The organism is Tardiphaga robiniae, from assembly GCF_001618955.1.
GTDB lineage: Bacteria > Pseudomonadota > Alphaproteobacteria > Rhizobiales > Xanthobacteraceae > Tardiphaga > Tardiphaga robiniae_A.
On sequence record NZ_LVYV01000004.1, the window covers coordinates 48,271 to 71,274 of the forward strand.

General features: G+C 62.3%; 25 protein-coding genes. 19 read left to right on the forward strand and 6 right to left on the reverse strand.

Translation table 11 applies throughout. The features are described from left to right. The first annotated feature begins 134 nt into the window (after positions 1 to 134). The 9 genes from A4A58_RS08305 to A4A58_RS08345 all read left to right on the forward strand — a co-directional run bounded on the left by A4A58_RS08305 (position 135) and on the right by A4A58_RS08345 (position 8,711). Positions 135 to 890, forward strand: coding sequence for an ABC transporter ATP-binding protein (locus A4A58_RS08305; protein WP_068731007.1), 756 nt, complete (start codon positions 135 to 137; stop codon positions 888 to 890). Further along, a complete protein-coding gene (locus A4A58_RS08310; protein ID WP_068731008.1) occupies positions 883 to 1,629 on the forward strand; it encodes an ABC transporter ATP-binding protein in 747 nt (248 codons plus the stop codon). The genes A4A58_RS08305 and A4A58_RS08310 overlap by 8 nt, the downstream gene beginning before the upstream one ends. A gap of 85 nt (positions 1,630 to 1,714) precedes the next feature. Next, the gene (locus A4A58_RS08315; RefSeq protein WP_068731121.1) at positions 1,715 to 2,935 is read left to right on the forward strand and encodes an ABC transporter substrate-binding protein; all 1,221 of its coding nucleotides are present in this window, start codon (positions 1,715 to 1,717) and stop codon (positions 2,933 to 2,935) included. A 43-nt stretch (positions 2,936 to 2,978) separates the two neighbouring features. Further along, entirely contained in the window at positions 2,979 to 4,199 is a 1,221-nt protein-coding gene (locus tag A4A58_RS08320; protein ID WP_068731009.1) for an ABC transporter substrate-binding protein, read from the forward strand. A 66-nt stretch (positions 4,200 to 4,265) separates the two neighbouring features. Further along, the gene (locus A4A58_RS08325) at positions 4,266 to 5,141 is read left to right on the forward strand and encodes a branched-chain amino acid ABC transporter permease (protein ID WP_068731010.1); all 876 of its coding nucleotides are present in this window, start codon (positions 4,266 to 4,268) and stop codon (positions 5,139 to 5,141) included. Between the two features lies 1 nt (position 5,142). Further along, positions 5,143 to 6,111 carry a branched-chain amino acid ABC transporter permease gene (locus tag A4A58_RS08330; RefSeq protein ID WP_068731011.1) on the forward strand — a complete coding sequence of 323 codons (969 nt, stop codon included), beginning with the start codon at positions 5,143 to 5,145 and terminating at the stop codon, positions 6,109 to 6,111. Positions 6,112 to 6,115: 4 nt separating this feature from the next. Continuing rightward, the gene (locus tag A4A58_RS08335) at positions 6,116 to 6,790 is read left to right on the forward strand and encodes a class I SAM-dependent methyltransferase (protein ID WP_068731012.1); all 675 of its coding nucleotides are present in this window, start codon (positions 6,116 to 6,118) and stop codon (positions 6,788 to 6,790) included. A gap of 245 nt (positions 6,791 to 7,035) precedes the next feature. Beyond that, positions 7,036 to 7,680: a DUF47 domain-containing protein gene (locus A4A58_RS08340; protein ID WP_068731013.1), complete on the forward strand. Its 645-nt coding sequence runs from the start codon at positions 7,036 to 7,038 to the stop codon at positions 7,678 to 7,680. A 14-nt stretch (positions 7,681 to 7,694) separates the two neighbouring features. Continuing rightward, the gene (locus A4A58_RS08345; protein WP_068731014.1) at positions 7,695 to 8,711 is read left to right on the forward strand and encodes an inorganic phosphate transporter; all 1,017 of its coding nucleotides are present in this window, start codon (positions 7,695 to 7,697) and stop codon (positions 8,709 to 8,711) included. Between the two features lie 6 nt (positions 8,712 to 8,717). Here the strand turns inward: A4A58_RS08345 and sugE are convergent, their stop codons facing one another. Next, a complete protein-coding gene (sugE, locus tag A4A58_RS08350) occupies positions 8,718 to 9,032 on the reverse strand; it encodes a quaternary ammonium compound efflux SMR transporter SugE (protein ID WP_068731015.1) in 315 nt (104 codons plus the stop codon). A gap of 206 nt (positions 9,033 to 9,238) precedes the next feature. Between sugE and A4A58_RS08355 the strand changes: the two genes are divergently transcribed. Then, on the forward strand, positions 9,239 to 10,858 hold the full coding sequence (locus A4A58_RS08355; protein WP_068731122.1) for a peptide chain release factor 3: 1,620 nt from the start codon (positions 9,239 to 9,241) through the stop codon (positions 10,856 to 10,858). A gap of 154 nt (positions 10,859 to 11,012) precedes the next feature. Here the strand turns inward: A4A58_RS08355 and A4A58_RS08360 are convergent, their stop codons facing one another. Then, positions 11,013 to 11,474: an SRPBCC family protein gene (locus A4A58_RS08360; RefSeq protein WP_068731123.1), complete on the reverse strand. Its 462-nt coding sequence runs from the start codon at positions 11,472 to 11,474 to the stop codon at positions 11,013 to 11,015. A gap of 411 nt (positions 11,475 to 11,885) precedes the next feature. Between A4A58_RS08360 and A4A58_RS08365 the strand changes: the two genes are divergently transcribed. Next, entirely contained in the window at positions 11,886 to 13,037 is a 1,152-nt protein-coding gene (locus A4A58_RS08365; protein WP_244499701.1) for a GGDEF domain-containing protein, read from the forward strand. Between the two features lie 178 nt (positions 13,038 to 13,215). Here the strand turns inward: A4A58_RS08365 and A4A58_RS08370 are convergent, their stop codons facing one another. Next, positions 13,216 to 13,881, reverse strand: a complete 666-nt coding sequence (locus A4A58_RS08370; protein WP_068731016.1) for a VOC family protein — start codon at positions 13,879 to 13,881, stop codon at positions 13,216 to 13,218. A gap of 198 nt (positions 13,882 to 14,079) precedes the next feature. On the opposite strand from A4A58_RS08370, the gene A4A58_RS08375 reads away from it, so the two are divergent. Further along, positions 14,080 to 14,685, forward strand: a complete 606-nt coding sequence (locus tag A4A58_RS08375) for a hypothetical protein (RefSeq protein ID WP_068731017.1) — start codon at positions 14,080 to 14,082, stop codon at positions 14,683 to 14,685. 286 nt (positions 14,686 to 14,971) lie between these two features. After that, positions 14,972 to 15,349 carry a hypothetical protein gene (locus A4A58_RS08380; RefSeq protein ID WP_068731018.1) on the forward strand — a complete coding sequence of 126 codons (378 nt, stop codon included), beginning with the start codon at positions 14,972 to 14,974 and terminating at the stop codon, positions 15,347 to 15,349. A gap of 270 nt (positions 15,350 to 15,619) precedes the next feature. Here the strand turns inward: A4A58_RS08380 and A4A58_RS08385 are convergent, their stop codons facing one another. Continuing rightward, a complete protein-coding gene (locus tag A4A58_RS08385; protein WP_068731019.1) occupies positions 15,620 to 16,615 on the reverse strand; it encodes a Bug family tripartite tricarboxylate transporter substrate binding protein in 996 nt (331 codons plus the stop codon). Positions 16,616 to 16,765: 150 nt separating this feature from the next. On the opposite strand from A4A58_RS08385, the gene A4A58_RS08390 reads away from it, so the two are divergent. The 6 genes from A4A58_RS08390 to der all read left to right on the forward strand — a co-directional run bounded on the left by A4A58_RS08390 (position 16,766) and on the right by der (position 21,443). Then, complete coding sequence (locus A4A58_RS08390) at positions 16,766 to 17,350, forward strand: NnrU family protein (protein WP_068731020.1); 585 nt, start codon at positions 16,766 to 16,768, stop codon at positions 17,348 to 17,350. A gap of 3 nt (positions 17,351 to 17,353) precedes the next feature. Further along, positions 17,354 to 18,202 (forward strand): 3-methyl-2-oxobutanoate hydroxymethyltransferase, encoded by an 849-nt coding sequence (gene panB, locus A4A58_RS08395; RefSeq protein ID WP_068731021.1) that lies wholly within the window; start codon positions 17,354 to 17,356, stop codon positions 18,200 to 18,202. A 94-nt stretch (positions 18,203 to 18,296) separates the two neighbouring features. Beyond that, a complete protein-coding gene (locus A4A58_RS08400) occupies positions 18,297 to 18,554 on the forward strand; it encodes a hypothetical protein (protein ID WP_139069804.1) in 258 nt (85 codons plus the stop codon). Positions 18,555 to 18,726: 172 nt separating this feature from the next. Next, the gene (locus A4A58_RS08405) at positions 18,727 to 19,380 is read left to right on the forward strand and encodes a tetratricopeptide repeat protein (RefSeq protein WP_068731023.1); all 654 of its coding nucleotides are present in this window, start codon (positions 18,727 to 18,729) and stop codon (positions 19,378 to 19,380) included. Between the two features lie 72 nt (positions 19,381 to 19,452). Continuing rightward, positions 19,453 to 20,004, forward strand: a complete 552-nt coding sequence (locus A4A58_RS08410; RefSeq protein WP_068731024.1) for a hypothetical protein — start codon at positions 19,453 to 19,455, stop codon at positions 20,002 to 20,004. Between the two features lie 53 nt (positions 20,005 to 20,057). Further along, complete coding sequence (gene der, locus A4A58_RS08415) at positions 20,058 to 21,443, forward strand: ribosome biogenesis GTPase Der (RefSeq protein WP_068731025.1); 1,386 nt, start codon at positions 20,058 to 20,060, stop codon at positions 21,441 to 21,443. Between the two features lie 59 nt (positions 21,444 to 21,502). Here the strand turns inward: der and mddA are convergent, their stop codons facing one another. Both mddA and A4A58_RS08425 read right to left on the reverse strand, forming a co-directional pair. After that, positions 21,503 to 22,285 (reverse strand): methanethiol S-methyltransferase, encoded by a 783-nt coding sequence (gene mddA / locus A4A58_RS08420; RefSeq protein ID WP_068731026.1) that lies wholly within the window; start codon positions 22,283 to 22,285, stop codon positions 21,503 to 21,505. Between the two features lie 48 nt (positions 22,286 to 22,333). Continuing rightward, a complete protein-coding gene (locus A4A58_RS08425) occupies positions 22,334 to 22,969 on the reverse strand; it encodes a hypothetical protein (protein WP_139069805.1) in 636 nt (211 codons plus the stop codon). Between the last annotated feature and the right edge of the window lie 35 nt (positions 22,970 to 23,004).

The following is a 23,004-nucleotide window of genomic DNA, read 5'->3' on the forward strand; positions in this document are numbered from 1 at the left end:
CGCGTTGACGGCATATTCGCGCCACTCGATGTGGCCGTGCGGGGATGACTTTCAGTTTTCCCCGAAATGCGGCTGCGCAAAAAGTTGGCCACTGGCGGAGACACGCGCCGGGAAGGTCGATGGGGGAAATTTGCTTGACCGATGAGTTCATTCTCGAAACCAACGGATTGACCAAGGAATTTGCGGGCTTTTTCGCAGTCCGCGATGTCAGTCTCAAAGTTCGCCGCGGCACCATTCACGCATTGATCGGCCCTAACGGCGCCGGCAAGACGACGTGTTTCAATCTGCTAACCAAGTTCATGCAGCCGTCCGCCGGCCAGATTTTCTACAAGGGCAAGGACATTACCGCGACGGCGCCTGCCGACGTGGCGCGCCTTGGCCTCGTACGTTCGTTCCAGATCTCCGCGGTGTTTCCGCATCTGACGGCGCTGGAGAATGTCCGTGTTGCACTGCAGCGTCAGCATGGATCGTCGTTCGACTTCTGGCGCTCCAAGAGCGTGCTGGACCAGTACAATCAGCGCGCGGCCGAACTGCTCGACGATGTCGGCCTCAACGAATTTGCCAATACGCCCGCCGTGGAAATGCCCTATGGCCGCAAGCGGGCATTGGAGATCGCCACCACGCTGGCGCTCGATCCCGAGATGATGCTGCTTGACGAACCGATGGCCGGCATGGGCCACGAGGACATCGACAAGATCGCCGCGCTGATCAAGCGCATCTCGGCGAAGTACACCATCCTGATGGTCGAACATAACCTGAGCGTCGTGTCCAATCTCTCCGACATCATTACCGTTCTGACTCGCGGAAAGGTTCTTGCGGAAGGCAGCTATGCCGACCTGACCAAGGACGAACGCGTCAAGGAAGCATATCTGGGAGCCGGGCATGACTGAGACCACAATGGCCGCACCGGCAAAGACCGCAGCGACCGGCAATCCCGTTCTCACCGTCGAGAATCTGGAAGCGTGGTATGGCGAGTCGCACATTCTCCACGGCATCAATTTCAACGTGAAGTCGGGCGAAGTCGTCACGTTGCTCGGTCGCAACGGCGCCGGCAAGACCACGACGCTGAAGTCGATTATGGGCATCATCGGCAAGCGCACTGGCTCGATAAAATTCGAAGGCAACGAGATCATCAAGACCTCGTCGGACAAGATCGCGAAGCAGGGCATCGCATTCTGCCCGGAAGAACGTGGCATCTTCTCCAGCCTCGACGTGCGCGAGAATCTGATGCTGCCGCCCACCATTCGCCCGGGCGGGTTGTCGCTGGATCAGATCTTCGAGCTGTTTCCAAACTTGAAAGAACGTCTCAACAGCCAGGGGACCAAACTCTCCGGCGGTGAGCAGCAGATGCTGGCGATCGGTCGCATCCTGCGCACCGGCGCGCGCTTCCTGATGCTGGACGAGCCGACCGAGGGTCTCGCGCCTGTCATCATCCAGCAGATCGGCCACACCATCGCGCGGCTGAAGTCGGAAGGCTTCACGATCCTCCTGGTCGAACAGAATTTCCGTTTTGCGGCCACGGTAGCGGATCGCTACTACATCGTCGAACACGGCAAGATCATCGATGGCTTCGCCAATTCGGAGCTGTCGGCGAATATGGACAAGCTGCATACATATCTCGGCGTCTGATTTCGAATAACGATCATAATAATAACGGAACGGCACAACGGTCCGAACAATCAAAACACAATCGATAGGGAGCAAGTCTAAAATGTTGAAGGACAAGTTTTCTGCGTCGCTGCTCGTCATTGCGATGACGCTGGGCGCGGGCTCGATCGCGGTTGCACAGGACAAGGTCGCGAAGATCGGCGTGCTGAACGACCAGTCGGGTCTTTATGCCGACGTGACCGGTCCGGGTTCGGTGGTCGCGGCCCAAATGGCCGTGGAGGACTCCGGGCTCCTGGCCAAGGGCTGGAAGATCGACGTTCTGATCGGCGATCACCAGAACAAGCCCGACATCGGTTCCAACATCGCGCGTCAATGGTTCGACGTCGAAAAGGTCGATGTTATCGCCGATGTGCCGACGTCGTCGGTGGGTCTTGTGGTCAACAATATCGTCAAGGAAAAGAACGGCGTCTATCTGAACTCGGGATCGGGCACCTCCGACCTCTCCAACGCGCAGTGCTCGCCGAACACCATTCACTGGGCTTACGATACCTATCAGCTCGCCAATGGCACCGGCTCCGCCATGGTCAAGAACGGTGGTGACACCTGGTTCTTCCTGACCGCGGACTACGCCTTCGGCACCGCACTGGAGCGCGACACCACCAACGCCGTCACGGCGAAGGGCGGCAAGATCATCGGCAGCGTCCGGCCGCCGCTCAACACAGCGGACTTTTCGTCGTTCCTGCTGCAGGCGCAGGCGTCCAAGGCCAAGGTGATCGGCCTCGCCAATGCCGGCGGCGACACCATCAACTCGATCAAGCAGGCGTCGGAATTCGGTATCATCAAGGGCGGGCAGAAATTGGCTGGCCTCTTGATGTTCATCACCGACATCCATGCGCTCGGACTGCCGGTCGCCAATGGTCTGAGCTTTACCGAGACGTTCTATTGGGATCTCAACGACGGCACGCGCGGGTTCTCCAAGCGCTTCCAGGCGCGTATGAAGAACAAGAACATGCCGACCACCGTGCAGGCCGGCGTTTATTCGTCCCTGATCCATTATTTCAAGACGCTCGACGCCATGGGCGGCAACCCCCATGACGGCCTGAAGATCATCAATGCGATGAAGGCGGCTCCGACCGATGACATCATCTTCGGCAAGGGCACCATTCAGCCGAACGGGCGCAAGCTGCATCCGGCCTATCTGTTCGAGGTAAAGAAGCCTGAGGAGTCGAAGGGACCGTGGGATTACTACAAGCTGGTGGCGACCATTCCCGCCGACCAGGCCTTTACGCCGCTCGACAAGAGCGCCTGTCCGCTCCTGAAGAAGTAAGTGAACCTTCGCAACTTTTCATAGTGTCCATTGTGAGGAAGTCATGAGAAATACGATCTCTGCTGCACTTCTCGGTACGGCCCTTTCGCTGGCCATGGCAGGCATTGCCATGGCGCAGGACAAGACCGTCAAGATCGGTTCGCTCAGCGATCAGTCCGGCCTTTACGCCGATCTGGGCGGGCCGGGCTCGACGCTTGCTGCCCAAATGGCGGCCGAGGATTCCGGTCTGATGGCCAAGGGCTGGAAGATCGACATCATCTCCGGCGATCACCAGAACAAGCCGGATATCGGCTCCAACATCGCGCGGCAGTGGTTCGACGTCGACAAGGTCGACACCATCGTTGACGTGCCGAATTCCGGCGTGGCATTGGCGGTGAACAACATCGTCAAGGAAAAGAACGGCGTCTATATCAATTCGGGCGCTGCAACCTCGGATCTCACCAATGCGCAGTGTTCGCCGAACACCGTGCACTGGACCTACGATACCTATATGCTTGCGCATTCGACCGGGCAGGCGATGGTGAAGGCCGGCGGCGACAGCTGGTTCTTCCTCACGGCCGACTACGCCTTCGGTGCCGCGCTCGAACGCGATACCACGGAAGTGGTCAAGGCCAGTGGCGGCAAGGTGGTCGGCGGCGTCAAGCACCCGCTCAACACCGCGGACTTCTCGTCCTTCCTGCTGCAGGCGCAGTCGTCGAAGGCCAAGGTCATCGGTCTGGCCAATGCCGGCGGCGACACCACCAATTCGATCAAGCAGGCGGCCGAATTCGGCATCGCCAAGGGCGGTCAGAAGCTCGCCGCGCTCCTGCTGTTCATCACCGACGTCAAGGCGATCGGTCTCGAAACCGCGCAGGGCCTCAGCTTCACCGAGACCTTCTACTGGGACCTGAACGACAAGACTCGCGACTTCTCCAAGAAGTTCGCGGCGCGCATGAAGAACGGCGCTCCGCCGTCGATGGTGCAGGCGGGCGTGTATGCCGGCTTGATCCACTACTTCAAGGCGCTGGAAGCGCTCGGCAGCAATCCGCATGATGGCGCGAAGATCGTTGCCAAGATGAAGGAATTGCCGACCGATGATCCGCTGTTCGGGCAGGGCAAGATCGAAGCCAATGGCCGCAAGATTCACCCAGGCTATCTGTTCGAAGTGAAGAAGCCGTCGGAATCGAAGGCGCCGTGGGATTTCTACAAGCTTGCCGGTACCGTGCCAGCCGATCAGGCCTTCACACCGATCGAGAAGAGCACCTGCGCGCTGCTGAAGAAATAAGACCGTTGACCCGGCAGCGTCACGCTGCCGGGTCAATACTTTCCTGCGATAAGAGTTGAGAACAACATGTCGATCAATCTACAGGCCCTGTCTGCGCAATTGCTGGTCGGACTCATCAACGGCTCGTTCTATGCGCTGTTAAGTCTCGGCCTCGCCGTGATCTTCGGCATGCTGAACATCATCAATTTCGCCCACGGCGCCGTCTATATGATGGGGGCCTTCGCGGCTTACTTCCTCCTGAACATCGCCGGCATCGGATACTGGCCGGCGCTGATCCTGGCGCCGCTGGCGGTCGGCCTGTTCGGCATGGTGATGGAACGCACCATGCTGAAATGGATCGCCAATCTCGACCATCTCTATGGACTGCTGCTGACCTTCGGTCTGGCGCTGATCATCCAGGGCGTGTTCCAGAATTACTTCGGCTCATCGGGGCTGCCTTACGCGATTCCGGATGCGCTCAAGGGCGGCATGAATCTCGGCTTCATGTTCCTGCCGATCTATCGCGGCTGGGTCGTCATCTTCTCGCTGGTGATCTGTATCGCGACCTGGTTCCTGATCGAGCGCACACGGCTCGGCGCTTACCTGCGCGCGGCGACGGAAAACCCGACGCTGGTCCGCGCTTTCGGCATCAACGTGCCGCTGATGATCACACTGACCTACGGTCTCGGCGTCGGTCTGGCGGCACTCGCTGGCGTGCTGTCGGCGCCGATCAACCAGGTCCGCCCGCTGATGGGCGCCGACCTGATCATCGTCGTGTTCGCGGTCGTCGTGATCGGCGGCATGGGCTCGATCATGGGCTCCATCATCACCGGTTTTGCCCTCGGCATCATCGAGGGTCTGACCAAGTATTTTTACCCCGAGGCCTCCAACACTGTCGTCTTCGTGCTGATGGTGCTGGTGCTCCTTGTGAAACCTTCCGGACTGACGGGACGGGCTGCCTGATATGACAACGATCACTGAAAACGCCATTCCGTCACCCCGTCGCACCGTCAAAGACGAGATGGTCGCCTTTGCGATCATGACCGCGCTGTTGCTGGTCGTGCCGCTCACTGGCGTCTATCCGTTCTTCGTGATGCAGGCGCTTTGCTTCGCGCTACTCGCCTGTGCGTTCAACCTCCTGATCGGTTACGGCGGTCTGTTGTCGTTCGGCCACGCGATGTTCCTGGGCACCGCCGGCTACTGCACGGCGCATGCGCTGAAGGTCTGGGGCCTGACGCCCGAGTTGGGCATTATCGTCGGTGTCGTCGCGGCCGCCGCGCTGAGCGTCATCACTGGTCTGATCGCCATTCGTCGCCAGGGCATCTATTTCGCCATGATCACGCTGGCGCTGTCGCAGCTCCTGTACTTCGTCTATCTGCAGACGCCGTTCACCCATGGTGAAGACGGCATCCAGGGCATTCCGCAGGGCGTTCTGTTCGGCCTGTTCAACCTGTCGAAGCCGATCACGCTGTATTACGTGATCCTCGCCGGCTTCACGCTGGGCTTCCTGATCATCTACCGCGCCATCAACTCGCCGTTCGGCGAGGTGCTCAAGGCGATCCGCGAGAACGAGCCGCGTGCGGTGTCGCTCGGCTACAAGACCGACCAGTATAAGCTCCTGGCCTATATTCTGTCCGGCACGCTGGCGGGCTTCGCCGGCGCGCTCAAGGTGTTCGTGGCGCAGAACGCCTCACTCACCGACGTGCACTGGACCATGTCCGGTGAAATCGTGCTGATCACGCTCGTCGGCGGCCTCGGCACGCTGTTCGGGCCGGTGGTCGGCGCCTTCGTCATCATTGCCATGCAGCAATATCTCGCTGGCTTCGGCCAGTGGGTGACGGTGATCCAGGGCGTGATCTTCGTGGTCTGCGTGCTGACCTTCCGCCGCGGCGTCATCGGCGAAATCGCGCATTACTTCAAGCGGTCGCTGTAGTTCGTTGGCGTCCTACTTCTCCGACCCGGAGGCGGCGCGCTATGCGGAAGGCCCGGTGCGGCAGGTGCCGGGCTTCCTCGGCCTGCAGCAGATGGCGGGTATCCTCCTTGCGGAACGAACGCCGGACGACGCCCATGTGCTCGTGCTCGGAGCAGGCGGCGGGCTGGAGCTGAAGGCATTCGCGGAGACGCAGCCCGGATGGCGCTTTTGCGGCGTGGATCCGTCGGCCGAGATGCTCGGATTGGCCAAGCGCACGCTGGGTCCGCTCGCATCACGTGTCGACCTCCATGAGGGCTATATCGACAGCGCGCCCGAGGGGCCGTTCGATGCGGCGACGTGCCTCCTGACCCTGCATTTTATCCCGGAGGAGGAGCGTCGACGCACGCTGGCCGAGGTGCACCGGCGGCTCAAGCCAAGCGCTCCCTTCGTCGTCGCCCACCATAGCTTTCCCCAGCACGACGGAGAGAAGGCCAGATGGCTGTCCCGCTATGCAGCTTTTGCGGCGGCGTCCGGCGTATCCGCCGCCAATGCGGAGAACGCGATCTCGGCGATCGGCGAGCGCTTGCCGCTGTTGTCACCGGAACAGGACGAAGCTCTGTTGCGGGATACCGGCTTCGCCGACGTCGCTTTGTTCTATGCGGGGTTCACGTTCAGGGGCTGGGTCGCCTACAAGGCGTAGCGCCGTCAACGGGGTTGGGCCGACCTTCCGCCGCGGCGTCATTGACGAAATCGCTTATTACTTCAAGCACTCGCTCTAATCCAGGCACTGCCTCAGGAAAAGCAGGCTGTCATAAAGCGGTGGATGACCGGGTCTAAAAGGTGTGCGATTGCTCGCCTTGGTCGGAAATGCTTTATGACATTCGTGTGACGGGAGCCGCGAGCCGGGTCCGGTCACTGCGTTTTCCCGAAGACCTGGATGATCCTATGCTGCGCTGGTTCCGCTCCTTTCTGCCCCGGGAGGAGAGGTTTTTCGACCTGTTCGCCCGTCACTCCGTCACGGTGGTGCAGGGCGCGGAAACGCTGGCGAGGATGATGGAAGGCGGCGACGAGACGCCTGTCTATTGCCAGCGCGTCAACCAGTTCGAGAACGATGCTGACGCCATCACCCGCGAGGTGCTGACCGCCGTCCGCCGGACCTTCATCACGCCGTTCGACCGCGTCGACATCAAGAACCTCATCACCGCGATGGACGACTCCATCGACCAGATGCAGCAGACGGCGAAGGCCGTGATGCTGTTCGAGGTGCGCCAGTTCGAGCCGCCGATGCGCGAGATTGGCATCCTTCTGGTGGAATGCGCCAATCTGGTCGGCCGCGCCGTGCCGCTGATGAGTGCCATCGGCGACAATGTTGGTCTGCTCACTGCGATCACCGAAGAGGTCGGCAAGCTTGAGGGCCGCGTCGACGATCTGCACGACATCGGTCTCAAGGAGCTCTATCTCAAGCACCGCGACGCCAACGCCATGGATTTCGTGGTCGGCGCCGAGATCTACAAGCACCTTGAAAAGGTGGCCGACCGCTTCGACGACGTTGCGAACGAGATCAACAGCATCGTCATCGAACAAGTATAGGGCAGGGCCATCAGGTGGACGCCACGCTCGCCTTTCCGGTGCTGATCGGCCTCATCGCCATCGCACTGCTGTTCGACTTTCTCAACGGCTTGCATGACGCCGCCAATTCGATCGCGACGATCGTTTCGACGCGCGTGCTGCGGCCGCAATATGCGGTGTTCTGGGCGGCGTTTTTCAACTTCATCGCCTTCCTGGTGTTCGGCCTGCATGTCGCCAACACCATCGGCACCGGGATCATCGAGCCCAGCGTCATCGATCCCGCGGTGATCTTCGCAGCGCTGATGGGCGCTATCGTCTGGAACGTGATCACCTGGGCGCTCGGCATTCCCTCAAGCTCGTCGCATGCGCTGATCGGCGGCTTGCTCGGTGCGGGCCTGGCAAAAGCGGGGCTCTCGGCGGCGGTCTGGAGCGGGCTGGTCAAGACGCTGCTGGCGATCGTGCTGTCGCCGCTGGTGGGCTTCCTGCTGGCGCTGGTGCTGGTGGCCATCGTGTCATGGGCGTCGGTGCGCTCGACACCATTCGCGGTGGACCGCGCCTTCCGCATCCTGCAATTCGTCTCGGCGTCGCTCTATTCGCTCGGCCATGGCGGCAATGATGCGCAGAAGACCATGGGCATCATCGCGGTGCTGCTCTATTCGCAGGGCCATCTCGGCACCGAATTCTCGGTGCCGTTCTGGGTCGTGCTGTCGTGTCAGGCGGCAATGGCGCTGGGCACGCTGATGGGCGGCTGGCGCATCGTCCGCACCATGGGTCTGCGCATCACCAAACTCACGCCGATGCAGGGCTTCTGCGCCGAGACTGGCGGCGCGGCGACTTTGTTTGCCGCGACGTTCCTGGGCGTGCCTGTCTCGACCACCCACACCATCACCGGCGCCATCGTCGGTGTCGGCGCGGCGCGGCGTGTGTCGGCGGTGCGCTGGAATGTGGCGAGTTCGATCGTCTATGCCTGGGTGATCACGATCCCGGCCGCGGCGATCGTCGCCGCCGCGACCTGGTGGATCGTGAAGCTACTGCATCTGAGCTTTATCTAACGTCGATCACGACACCAGCTTCAGTCCCGCAATTCCCGCCACGATCAGCCCGATACAGGTGATCCGCGCCACGGTGGCTGGGTCGCCGAACAGGTACATGCCCAGCGCTGCGGTGCCGACCGCGCCGATGCCGGTCCACACCGCATAGGCGGTTCCCATCGGCAGTTCCTTGAGGGCGAGGGCGAGCATGCCTACCGACGCGGTCATGCTGATCAAGGTAAGGACGGAGGGGACGAGGCGGGTGAAGCCTTCGGTATATTTGAGCCCGACAGCCCAGCCGACTTCGAGCAACCCCGCGATGAACAGCAACAACCAAGCCATGGAACGGCCTCCTGGTGAAAGTACAGGGCCGTCCCTGCAAGCAAAGGTCTCCCTTTGCCGGATGATGATGATTTGGAGGTCGTCCTCGCAGGGGTTATATGGGACCCACGCAGCCGGATCGCAACGCGGCCGATGGTCGCCACTTCGGCCAGTTTCCCGCCCAAAATCCCTTGATTGCGCCCGTTTTCCCTGCCACAGGCACGTTTATGTCCGATATCGCCCTTTCCGCCGACTCAGCCGCGCGTTCCCCGCTTGCCACTGAGGTCGCCCGCCGCCGCACTTTCGCGATCATTTCGCATCCTGACGCCGGCAAGACCACGCTGACCGAAAAGCTGCTGCTGTTCGGCGGCGCCATCAATCTGGCGGGCCAGGTCAAGGCCAAGGGCGAGCGCCGCAACACGCGTTCTGACTGGATGAAGATCGAGCGCGACCGCGGCATCTCGGTGGTCACCTCGGTGATGACCTTCGAATTCCAGGGCCACGTCTTCAACCTGCTGGACACGCCCGGCCATGAAGACTTCTCGGAAGACACCTATCGCACGCTCACCGCGGTCGACTCGGCCGTGATGGTGATCGACGCCGCCAAGGGCATCGAGGCGCGTACGCTGAAGCTGATCGAGGTCTGCCGTCTGCGCGACATCCCGATCATCACCTTCGTCAACAAGATGGACCGCGAGAGCCGCGACGTGTTCGATCTGCTCGACGAGATCGAGAAGACGCTGGCGCTCGACACCACGCCGATCAACTGGCCGGTCGGCCGCGGCCGCGATTTCATGGGCACCTATGACATCGAGACTGGTGGCATTCGTTTGCTCGAAGGAGGCGGCGCCAAGACGGGTGCGGCCGAGAAGATCGAGATTTCCGATCTCGCCGGTCGCAATCCGAATCTCGACGCCAGCGAGGTCGCCGACGAACTCGAACTGGTGAAAGAAGCCTCCAAGCCGTTCGACCTGCAGTCGTTCCGCGAAGGCCATATGACGCCGGTCTATTTCGGCAGCGCGCTGCGCAATTTCGGCGTCGGCGATCTGCTCGAAGGTCTCGGCCGTTTTGCGCCATCGCCGCGCGCGCAGGAATCTAATTTGCGCAAGGTCGAGGCCGACGAGCCCCGGATGTCGGCCTTCGTGTTCAAGATCCAGGCGAACATGGATCCCAACCACCGTGACCGCATCGCCTTTGCGCGGCTGTGCTCGGGCAAGCTGACAAGGGGCATGAAGGCCAAGCTGGTGCGCACCGGCAAGAACATGTCGTTGTCGTCGCCGCAGTTCTTCTTCGCGCAGGACCGCGCCATCGCCGACGAGGCCTATGCCGGCGACGTGGTCGGCATTCCCAATCACGGCACGCTGCGGATCGGCGACACGCTGACCGACGGCGAGGACATCACCTTTATCGGCGTGCCGTCCTTCGCGCCTGAAATCGTCCGTCGTGTCCGCTTGGGCGATGCGATGAAAGCAAAGAAGCTCAAGGAAGCCCTGCAGCAGATGTCGGAAGAGGGCGTCGTGCAGGTGTTCCGCCCGCGCGACGGCGCGCCGGCCCTGGTCGGTGTCGTCGGCCCGCTGCAGCTCGACGTGCTCAAGGCCCGGCTCGACGCCGAATATCAGCTCCCGGTGAGTTTCGAGGTCTCGGAATTCTCGCTGGCGCGCTGGATCTCGTCGGACGACAAGAAGAAGCTCGAGACCTTCATGTCGAACAACAATTCCGGCGTCGCGGACGATGTCGATGGAGATCCGGTGTTCCTGGCGAAGAACGACTTCTACCTGAACTACACCAAGGAACGCGCCGAGGGGATTGTGTTCTCGGACATCAAGGATGTGAAGAAGCAGGGGTGAGGTTCTTTCTTTTCCCTCGATGCCGCGTCAAGATGGATACGCGGGTCAAGCCCGCGTATGACGTCTGAGTGTTAGGTGATATCCTCTCTCCACGTCATGGCCGGGCCTGACCCGGCCATCCATCTTCGCGTCATGCGATGCCGTCACATCAGCGCTACACGTGCGCTCCCTCCACAATCCTCTTGATATTCCCCAACCCCAATTCCGCTTCCTCGTCGATCCGCTGAACCACCTCCGGTGTCGGCGTCTTCGGCCGCGCAGGATTACGCACCGTGCGCGTGAACTTCGTCCCGCCATCGACGACGGCGCAGACATATTGCACCACGATGGGGCCGGTGACGCTCATATGCGTCAGGCCGATCCACAGACGCGGACGCTCGCAGGCGATCACCAGCCAGTCCAGCGCCACCGGGCCCGACCGCGTCGACCAGTGCTCGTGAAACGTGTCGCCGAAGCGCATCGGGCGATCCTCGCAGTCGATGTCGTGCGAGGAGGGCAGCCATTGCGGCCATGATTTCGGATTGGTGACGTAGTCGAACACGGCTTCGGGCGCAGCCGCGATCACGATGGAGTGGCTGCGCTCGAACGGATGCGTCGGTGTCTTGGGTGTGGTCATGGCTGGCAGTTCCTCCGCGGTCTGTTCGCGCAGTTGTGAACAGTCTTGTTCTTGATGAATGCGCAACGGCGCTGCGTATTGTGTGCCGAGGCTTTGTCGGGGAAGATGGGTACGTGGGTCAAGCCTGCGTATGACGTATGAGTTGAGCGATAGACTCTTCCCACGTCTTGGCCGTGCAAAGCGCGAAGCGCGGCTTCGCGAGATGACCCGGCCATCCGTCTTCTCTTGTGAGCCGAGCGGCTGACGATGCATTCGCGGCCTATGACGTCGGGTGTGACGACCCCGGTTCCCGTCAATCGACTCGCATTTAAGGCATTTCCCATCAAATTTGATAGTGTTCTTTGGCTACGAGGCACCGGTGCCCAAGCCGTGCGTCACAACGACCTGGGCCTATTGGAAAGTTTGAGCGAGATGAATGGGGTCATCGTCAAGACTACGCTCCAACTGATCACGCCCGGAATATTGTTCGTCTTCGGGGTTACCTTCGTCTGCGCGTGGTTCGTCGAGAAAAAGCGTAACTACCTGCTTTTGCTGGCCGGCGCGTGCGTCCTGTTTGCCCTCGGCGCGATGTCGCAGATCCTGGGTTTGCCGCCCGGCGCGGGGGCCAATGCCATCGTGTCGGGCGCGCTCTACACGTCGGCGGTTATCGCCGCCGTGGAGGGCATCCTGGTGCGTTCGGGGAAGGGGCTCGGTCCGGTGATCGACATGGCGATCCTTGCCGGCTTCGTTCTTCTGCTCGCCTATTTCTTTTATATCGATCGCAGTCTCATTGCCCGGGTCTACATCCAGAATTTCGGCTACGGCCTCCTGATGCTGATCGCAGCGGGGCGGCTCACCGCTTTGGCGCGCGGCCCGTATGTCGATAGGGCTCTGTTCTGGGTGCTGTTGCTGTTTGGGTTGCATTTTTTTCCGCGAACCCTGCTCACGGTCGGATTTTCCGCGCCGATCGACAAGACCGCGTTCGGCAATTCGACGTTCTGGCAGGCACTCCAGCTTTCGCTCGCCGTACTTGGCGCCGGCCTGGCGCTGGCCATCCTCGCTGCGGCGGTGTCCGACATGATCGACGATCTCCGTCGCGAACGCGATCTCGATCTATTGACCGGCATCCTGAACCGGCGCGGCTTTCAAGAACGGGTAGCCGCCCATCTGCACAAACACGGATCGAGCCGCGCTGCGCTCGCGTTGTGCGACATCGACCACTTCAAGAGCATCAATGACACCCTCGGTCATGACGTCGGGGACGGTGTCCTCGGAGAGGTGGGGCGCATGCTGCGCAGCGCGTCGCGCAAACGCGACATTGTCGGGCGACTGGGCGGCGAGGAATTTGCGGTGTTCCTTCCGGATACGAACGAACAGGAAGCGTTTGATTATGCCGAACGGTTGAGGGGCGCGATCGAGCAGAACAGCTTTGCCGTCCTGGGCGGAGCGAGGCAGGTGACTGCGAGCTTCGGCGTGGGGACGTTGCAACCGGGAGATAGCTGGGCGAGCCTGTACAAGCGGGTCGATGGTCGACTTACGAAGCGAAGCGGACCGGCCGCAACCGCACAATTTCCCGCACGTTAAGCGCCTCTGCCGACGCGCCTGTCGCCGGATCCGGATACGCGCTCCCGCAGCTGCAGAGCCAGGACGGCGCCCGCCTCTGACGTCGAGTTCGGTTCCGCAAAGATGGGTGCGCGAGCCATCCAGCTTTGCGTCAGACGATTCAGTTGCGATGTATTCCATGTGCCGCGCGATGCGACCGCTATGCCGGCAACGACTCGCCGGTCTGCTCGCGCACGATATAGTTAGCATACCAGTCCGGCCAATTCTCGTCATGCTTGCCGCCGGTGCGCTTCTCGTGCTCGCCATGGGCGATGGCCGCCCGCCGTAATGCGGCTGCGAGGTCGGCAGAAGAGTTGAACGTCGCGGCACTCGCATCGACACGGCCAGGCAAGCGCGCGGTGATTTCCTGAAACAGCCAGCCGTTGCCGTCCGGGTCGTTGAATGATGCGAAGGAGCGATAGCTGGCGCGCGCGGGATCGAGGCCATTCACCCGAAGCCGTCCGAACAGATAGGGCTCGTCCGGCCCGATATTGACGTCTCCGGCGTGGAAGGCGTCGCTCACCTGGATGCCGCGACCGAGCAGGTCCGCACGGGCGGCCTCGATGTCGGAGACGATCAGATACAGACCCTGCGCCGAGCCCGGCGTCGCGGCGGTCACGTTCTTGCCGAAAATGACCGAGCAATCCGATCCCGGTGGCGTGAACTGGATCACGCGATAGTCGTCGCCGGCCACGAAGTCGGCATCGAGCCTCCAGCCGAGGTTTGCGTAAAAACTCTTGGCTGTGTCGACATTCGACACGGGAATGACGACGATTTCGAGCTTCATGGTGACGGAAGTATCACGATGCACCTGGGGACTGCTCATGTCGGTCTCCTGAGGTTGGGGTGTGATGACGAGGACGTGTGGTGCCGGGCTGGGCTCAGGCGCAACAATGTCTGCAATCGGTCGTTTGGCCGGCGTTCCGTTTGTTGGTCTGCTCGTGCAGTTGTGACCTATCCCGATCTTGATGACGCCACACGCCTGTATCATTTCAGGTGAGGGCGCATTTGCAAGGGTGTCCGAATGACACGGAACCTCACGTTACTGTTGATCGTCGGCGTACTGGTGGCATTCGCTGGCCAGGCGGAGGCGCGGCGGCTGCGCGCGGGTGATGCAGTGCCTTTCTCGCACAGGCCGTGCAGCGTGCTTGATGGCGAGCCCTGCACGCCGTCCACCTGTAGCGTGTTCGATCACGGGCCGTGCATTCCCGAGATCGATTATCCGATCGGGCAAAACCTGCAGGTCACGGTGCTGAGCGTGCCGCCTGAGGATCAGCAGGATCGCTATCGCAAGCCCGATCATGATCTCGATACGCTCGGCGATCTGCTCGCCACCTTGCGGTCGTGCTGGTCACCGCCCGCGGCGGAGAGTGCGCGTGCGGGCATGCAGATGTCGGTGATGTTTTCGTTCAACACGGCCGGCACGCCCATTGCGCCGCCGCGCGTGACGTTTGTCAGCAAGGATGCGCCGCAGGATACGCGCGACACCTATCTCAAGGCCATCAACGCCTCGCTCCATAGCTGCCTGCCGCTGAAGCTGACCAAGGGACTCGGCGGCGCGGTCGCCGGGCGTCCGATCATGATCCGCTATGTCGATAACCGGGAGTTGGAGAAGCAGTCCGGGAAGTGAGCTTGCTTACCTCGCCCCGCATTTGCGGGGAGAGGTCGGGGTCGGCGCGCAGCGCCGGCTCCGGGTGAGGGGCCTTGAACGGCGGGGAGGCGGACGCGGAATCTTGAGTCTGCAGTATCGCGAGCCGATGGTGCTTCTTCGTGACTGGCTTTGTACCAAGCCCCTCACCCGAAACACGCGCTGCGCACGCGTTTCGACCTCTCCCCGCACAGAGCGGGGAGAGGTTAAGAGAGTGAACCACTGGGTCTGTCGCCGCGACGAAGGGGAAACCATCTCGGAGGCGGCGATGCTGAAGCGCAGGTTCGTAGTGATTGCGACGATTGTTGGCGTCGTTGGCGCGCTCACCGGCGGCAGCGCCTTGCTGCTTTGGCCCGAAGCCGACAACTGGACCGAGGAAGCCAAGGCCTGCGTCGCCAACAAATATGCGGGCTATTGGGAAAGCAGCGGCAAATATTCGTTCAAGCTGGACTACGAGAACGCCTGCGACCGCAAGGTCTCGTGCGCGATCGATGTCCAGATCAACAACGCCAAGCAGTCGATCAAGCAACATGGCGTGCTCGTCTTCGCCCCGCGGGGCCAGACACCGACGCCGAACAGCTACAGCGTCCCCGTGACATCGCTGGTCGGCTCGGCGCAGGCGGACCGGAACTGCAGGTTCGTGTGAGGCTTCTTGCTTAACCTCGCCCCGCATTTGCGGGGAGAGGTCGCGCGCATCTCAGCGCGCGGGTGAGGGGCCTTGTTTGGTGGTGAGGCAAACGCGGATTCTCGGGTCGGTCACGCGAAATCCGGGGGGAGTATATATGTGGCTGGCACCGTGCCATGCCCCTCACCCGCCGCGAAGACGCGGCGACCTCTCCCCGCCTAGCACAGCTTTGCTGTGCGCGGGAGCGGGGAGAGGTTAAGGCGACAGCGCGGAGCTGCCACATTCATCACCTCAATCGATCCTGATCTTCGCCGCCTTGATCACCTCGGCCCACAGCGCTTTCTCATCGGCCATGCGCTTGCGGAGTTGATCCGGCGTGGTCGGTGACGGCGTGATGAGCTGCAGCTTCAGCTTCTCGATCACGGCAGGCTCGGCGAGCGTCTGTGTCACTTCGGCATTGATCGTCGCCACCACATCCTTCGATAGCCCGCCCGGGCCGACCAGCGCGTTCCAGGCGTCGGACTGCACGTCGATGCCGCTCTCGGTGAGCGTTGGCACATCCGGCAGGAACGGCGAGCGCTTCGCGGTGGTGACGGCGAGGATCTTCACGGCCCCCGTCGCAAGTTGCGGCGTCACGCCGATGGCGGGGAGGCACGCGACCTGCACATCGCCGCGGATCAGCGCGGTGGTCGCCGCGGGTGACGACGGATAGGGGATGTGCACCATATTGGCGCCGGCCTTCTGCCCGATCGCTTCCATGCAGAGCTGCGACAGCGTGCCGACGCCGATGGAGCCGTAGCCGAGGCCCTTCGGATCGGCTTTGGCCTTGGCGAGGAATTCCGCAACCGTATTGACGCCGAGGCTGGTCGGCACCGCGAGCACGCTCGGGAGCTGCGTCAGCAAAGTGATCGGCGCGATGTCGGTGTCGGGATTGTAGGGCAGCCTGGCAAACAGCAGCGTGTTGATGGCGAGCGGGCCGCCGAGCGAGATGCCGATGGTCGAACCATCAGGCGTGGATTTGGCGATGGCGTCGGTGCCGATATTGCCTGAGGCGCCGGGTTTATTCTCCACCACGAAATTGGTGCCGGGATGCCGCGTCTGCAGACTGTCGGCGAGCACGCGGCCGACGATGTCCGGGCTTGCGCCGGCGCCGAATGGCACGATGATGCGCACCAGCTTGGGCGGCCAGACGGGTGTCTGCGCGTGCGCTGCGAAGGGTAGCGTCGCGAACAGCAGCGCTGCGAGCGCAAGGCGAAAGCGGGCAGATGTCGTGTCGTTTCGCAGCATTGCGTGCGTCCCCTGAAAAGTGATACCCGGAAGCCGTCTAACCGGCGCCAAAGGCGGCTAAAATCCGCTGGCCGGGCGGGACCATAGTGGGAATTTCAGGGCGGGCAACCCATCCGGCACGCAACCGCCCGGGCGAGAGGACTGAACATCATGGGACTGATCGTGATGATCCTCGGCCTCGTGCTGTTTCTCGGCATTCACTGGTTCATCACCAAGCGCGAGGCGCGCGCGGAGTTGATCGCGCGTCTGGGCGAGAGCCTCTACAAGCTCGGCTTTGCGCTGATCTCCGCCGTCGGCCTCGCGCTGATCATCTGGGGCTTCGCGCAATATCGCGCGACCGGCTGGATCAATGTCTGGACGCCGCCGCTGGCGATGAAGCACATCACCGTCGCCCTGATGCTGCCGGCGGTGATCATGGTCGCCGCGTCCTATATCCGCGGCCGCATCTACACCACGCTGAAACACCCGATGCTCGCCGGCATCAAGCTATGGGCTGCCGCGCATCTGCTCGCCAATGGCGATCTCGGCTCGATCATCCTGTTCGGATCGTTCCTGGCTTGGGCGGTGATCGATCGCATCTCGATGAAACATCGCGCTGATGCCGGCGGTCCGCCGATCCCGGTGGGCGGTCCGATGAATGACGCGATTGCGGTCGCGGTCGGCATCGTCGCCTATATCGCTTTGGGTTTCGCCTTCCATCCGGTGGTGATCGGCGTCCCCGTGTTCGGAGCTTAAGTCATGTCAGTTCAGTCGGCCATCAAGCGCAAAACCGCACCGGATATTCTCGCGCGCAAGAACGGCGAGCCGATCGTGATGCTCACCTCGTATCATGCGCATACGGCCTCATTGGTCGATCGTTATTGCGACGTGATCCTCGTCGGCGACTCGCTCGGCAATGTGATGCACGGTTTCGAGACCACGATCCCCGTGACGCTCGAGATGATGATCCTGCAGGGCCATGCTGTGATGCGCGGCTCGAAGCAGTCGCTGGTCGTGGTCGACATGCCGTTCGGCTCCTATGAAGCCTCGAAGGAACAGGCGTTTCATTCCGCCGCGCGCATCCTGAAAGAGACCCATTGCGGCGCCGTGAAGCTCGAGGGCGGGTCGCGGATGGCCGAGACTATCGCTTTCCTCACCGAGCGCAGCATTCCGGTGATGGCGCATATCGGTCTGACGCCGCAGTCGATCGCCGCGCTCGGTTCGTTCCGCTCGCAGGGCAAGGAAGAGGCCGAAGCGATTGCACGCGGTGAGAACGTGCCGGGGCCAATCCAGAACGATGCGATTGCCGTGGCGCAAGCCGGTGCGTTCTCGGTGGTGATTGAAGCGGTGGCTGAACCGCTCGCGCGAAAAATTACCGAGACGATTCCAATCCCGACCATCGGCATCGGCGCGAGCCCGGCTTGTGACGGTCAGGTGTTGGTGCTCGAAGACATGCTCGGCCTGTCGGCGCGGGTGCCGAAATTCGTCAAGCGTTATGGCAATCTTGGCCCGATGATCGAGGCGGCCATCGAGGGCTACGCAACCGATGTGCGTTCGCGCGCGTTTCCGGGACCGGAGCATGTCTATGGCGGCAAGCCGAAGGGCTGACGCAGGTTTGACGCAAGACGGCCGCAGGATTTCCGCAGGAATTTTGCGGCCCGGTCGGGGTTGAAATGCAGGGGCAATGCGAAGGATGATGATGATGATGAAGGCCTTGAAGTTCCTGAGCTTTGTCGCCGTTTTGGCGCTGCTTCCCGCGGTTTCGCACGCCGATCCGGCCAAAAAGGAGCGGAAACCGCATTATCGCGTCGAGGAGCCGCGCCCGGTCGTAGGCCCGCTCAACGACACCCGCGGCAATGCGGCGCTGGGCGGCAACAACGCCAATTCGGCCTTCGGCGACAACAGCGCCGGGTCCAATGCCAATGGCCGCACCAGCGGCGGTGCTGGTGGCATGAACTGACGGGCCTAAAAGGCATCGGTTCGAAATTAAGCATTTCGGGATAACGCTTTGATCGCGCTGGCTTTGCCTTGCCAGCGCCATAACGCTAGGGTATCGCCGCCGCCATGCTGGAGCGTATATGCCCGGCGCCGCTCGGGGTGAGCGCGGCCCATCGGGGACAGGATACCTTTAAGTGTCTGAATTATTTAATGAAGTCGACGAAGATCTGCGTCGCGAGCAGCTCAAGAAGATCTGGGAGAAGTATTCGCTCCTGATCATCGCAGTCGCGATTCTGATCGTGGTCGGCGTCGGCGGCTGGCGCGGCTACAGCTATCTCGAGGCCAAGAAGGCCGCCGTGGCCGGTGCGGCGTTCGACCGTGCGGTCGAGCTTGCCGAGCAGAACAAGCATGCCGAGGCGGAAGCCGCCTTCACCAAGCTCGCTGCCGAGGCGCCGTCCGGCTACCGCACGCTGGCCCGTTTGCGCGCCGCTGCCGAGGCTGCTTCGCGCGACCCACAGGCCGCCGTGAAGCTCTATGACGACATTATCGCTGACCGGACCGTTCCCGCGCCGGAGCAGGATTTGGCGCGCATCCGCGCCGGCAGCCTGTTGCTCGAGACCACCCCATATGAGGCGATGCAGACCCGTCTGGAGCCGGCGACGACCAATACCAGCACCTATCGTCATTCGGCGCGCGAGCTGCTGGCGCTGTCGGCATGGAAGGCCAACAACGCCGTGGCGACGCGGCAGTGGCTGGACATGATGTCCAACGATGCGGAGACGCCGGCGAGCCTGCGCACCCGCGCCGAAGCGTTGCAGGCGCTGCTGCCGCCCGCCGCGAAAAGCTGAGCAAGACAAGAGCTGAATTAAAGCTGACCTGAAGCCGATCGTTCAGATCACGAGTTGAGTGAGAAGTCGTCCATGCGCCCGATGCAACGCCTCGTTTCCGCCGCCGTCCTGATCGCGCTGTCCAGCGCGCTCGCGGGCTGTGGCAGCATGACCGGCTGGGACCCGTCCGACATGCTCGACTTCCTGGACACCAAGAAGAAGCTGCCCGGCGACCGCAAGCCGGTGTTCCCCGACGGTGTCCCCGGTCTCGAGCAGGGCGTGCCGCGCGATCTCTACAAGGAGAATGTCGAGCGCCAGCGCGCGCAGGAGGCTGCGCCCGTCGCAGCCGCCCCACTGCAGCCGCCGCCGGGCGCGCCGGAGCCGCAGGGCCGCAAGGCGAAAGGCCGCGGCACGGTTCAGGTCGGCACCGTCCGTCAGGACGGTGCAGCGCCGGCCGCACCAGATGCAGCCGTCGCCGAGGAAGGCAGCACGGCTGCCGCACCGCCTCCGCCGCAAGGCAAGAAGGTCGCCCGCCGCCGCAGCACCACCGCGCCGCCGCCGGATGAGCCGGCAGCAGCCGCGCCGGCCCAGCAGGCCACCACACCATTCCCGGCACCAGTGCCGTCGGGTAGTTTCTCGCGCTGAGTTCGCGCGCCCTCTCATTGACAGGCTGTCCGTAAAGGGCGCACGGATCACCCATGTCTTATACCATTGCCATCATCGGCCGACCCAATGTCGGCAAGTCCACGCTGTTCAACCGTCTGGTCGGGCAGAAGCTCGCGCTGGTCGATGATACGCCCGGCGTCACCCGCGACCGCCGCGAGGGCGAGGGCAAGCTTGGCGATCTCGAATTCACTTTGGTGGATACCGCCGGTCTCGACGAAGGCCCCAAGGGCTCGCTGACTGCGCGCATGCAGGAGCAGACCGAGACGGCGATTGCGCTGGCCGATGCGCTGTTCTTCGTCATCGATGCGCGCATGGGCCTGACGCCGAACGACCGCGCCTTCGCTGATTTTGCGCGCCGCGCCAACAAGCCGGTGCTGCTGCTCGCCAACAAGAGCGAAGGCAAACACGGCGAAGTCGGCGCCATGGAATCCTACGCGCTGGGTCTCGGTGATCCCATCCAGGTCTCCGCCGAACACGGCGAAGGCCTCGGTGAGCTCTATGACGCGCTGCGCGTGCTGATGCCGGAGCCGGTCGAAGAGCCGGAAGAATTCGACGACGACGACGTCATCATTCCCGAGGAAGAGATCGAGACGCGGCCGATCCGCGTCGCCATCGTTGGGCGCCCCAATGCCGGCAAGTCGACGACCATCAACTATCTGCTCGGCGAAGAGCGCCTGCTGACCTCTCCGGAAGCCGGCACCACGCGCGACAGCATTTCGGTCGAGCTCAACTACAAGGGCCGCGACTTCCGCATCTTCGATACCGCCGGCCTGCGTCGCCGTTCGCGCATCGAGGCCAAGCTCGAAAAGCTGTCGGTCGCAGACACGCTGCGCGCGGTGCGCTTTGCCGAAGTCGTCGTGCTGATGATGGACTCGCAGAACAGGTTCGAGGAACAGGATCTGCGGATCGCCGATCTGGTCGAGCGCGAGGGACGCGCGCTGGTGCTCGCGGTCAACAAATGGGATTTGGTTGAAAAGCAAGGCGGCCTGATAGCCGGGCTGCGCACCGATGCCGATCACTTGTTGCCGCAGATCAGGGGCGTGCCGGTCGTTGCGATCTCGGGCCTCATGGGCGAGGGCGTGGAACGGCTGATGAAGGCGATACAGGATTCCTACGCGGTCTGGAATCGCCGCATTCCCACCGCAGGCCTCAATCGCTGGTTCGAGGATGCGATCGACAAGAATCCGCCGCCATCGGTGTCGGGTCGCCGGCTGAAGCTGAACTACGTCACCCAGAACAAGGCGCGCCCGCCGAGCTTCGTGGTGTTCTGCTCGCGCGCCGATGCAGTGCCGACGAGCTATCTGCGCTATCTCACCAATACGCTCCGCGAGGCCTTCGACCTGCCGGGCACGCCGATCCGCATCACGCTGCGTGAGAAGGCCAATCCCTTCGCGCACAAGCGCAAGCGGCCGAACTGATCGGCCAGTAAAAGACGCCGGATCGCGGTGCACGCGATCCAGCGTTTTTATTTCGTGTCCTATCGCTCGCCGCTGAGCCCGAACGGATTGGCATGCCTCTGCGTAGGCGGACGCTCTGATTTGCGCCATGGCAGGATCATCGACACCCGATTGCGGTAGCGGCGATAGTCATCGCCGAACAGCTCGACGAGATCGCGCTCTTCCAGAAAGATCCCGACGAAGATGTAGGCGGTGGTGACGGCCGCAAACAACAGATGTCCGACCGTCATGAGCGGCGTCGCCCAGAAGGCGATGATGAAGCCGAGATAGATCGGGTGGCGCACAAACTTGTAGTAGAGCGGCGTGCGAAACACCGGCGCAGACGGCTCACTGTTGGACAGATTTTGCACCACCTGCTGCACCCCGAACAACTCGAAATGGTTGATCAGGAAGGTGCTGGTGAAGACGAGGACCCATCCGAACAGGGAAAGCCCCGTCATGGCCATGGCCAGTTGCGGATTATTGATCTGCCAGACGATCGCCGGCATCGGGCGCCACTGCCAGAATAGTAGCAACAAGCTCAGGCTCGCGAACAGCACATAGGTGCTGCGCTCGACCGAAGCCGGGACATATTGCGTCCACCACTGCTTGAACGACTTCCGCGCCATGATGCTGTGCTGGATTGCAAACAGCGACATCAGAGCGAGATTGACGAGCACAGCTTCCAGCCACGGGACCTCCGTCCCGGCGTTGATATCCTTTGGTACGATCATCCCGTCTACGAAACCGATGGCGTAGAGGATCGTGATGAAGAAGATCGCGTAGGACGCGAGCCCGTAGATGAGTGCAATGAGGCGGGTCATGGAACTATCCTTTGCTGGTTGTCTTGTCGATTTGAAACAGGCGTTTCCTCAGCCGGTCCCTCCGGACGGACCCGCGCGCGCTTCGGGTTGCCTAGTGCGCGGCTGCCTGGGGAGAAGGGATGCCTCGGCCACGCGCACGCTTGGCCGCATGATCGGCGCTAACGGAATGGCATCGGGCCGCGGCTGACAGCGCGCGGGCTGATCACGGCGGGTTTGTGCCGCATCGCAATCAGGCAGGCTGCCGGAGCAGGCACTCAGGGCCCCGACGGCGACGAGCACGCCAGCCGTCAGAATCCGCATGCGGAAGCTCACCATTTGTCGGATCGCACGCATGATGGCTCCCCGGTGAAGCATATCGGCCCGCGCGCCATGGCTGTCGAAAGCGATCGATTCATCTGCGAGATGTTGAATCAGGTCCGGTTGGGGCAGCGACACTTGACCCGACTCAAGAGCGGTATCGACGTCTTGCACATCGCGCTGCGCATGCTTGCTACTGAAGAAGCGGTGCGGGTCGGTTTGAAGCGGACTCTCGAGGAACTCGGCCACCGCGGCGCGTGATAATCCTGCCTTGGATAGCGATCTGTCGTCGATGCAGATCAGCCGCGCAATGGCGCGCCGCATCAACAGTGCTGCAATCAAGCGGAAGCTACGATCGGCGGCTTTGGACAGCCGTTTCTTGATCATCATCGTCTCCATCGGATACAATGCGACGCCACATG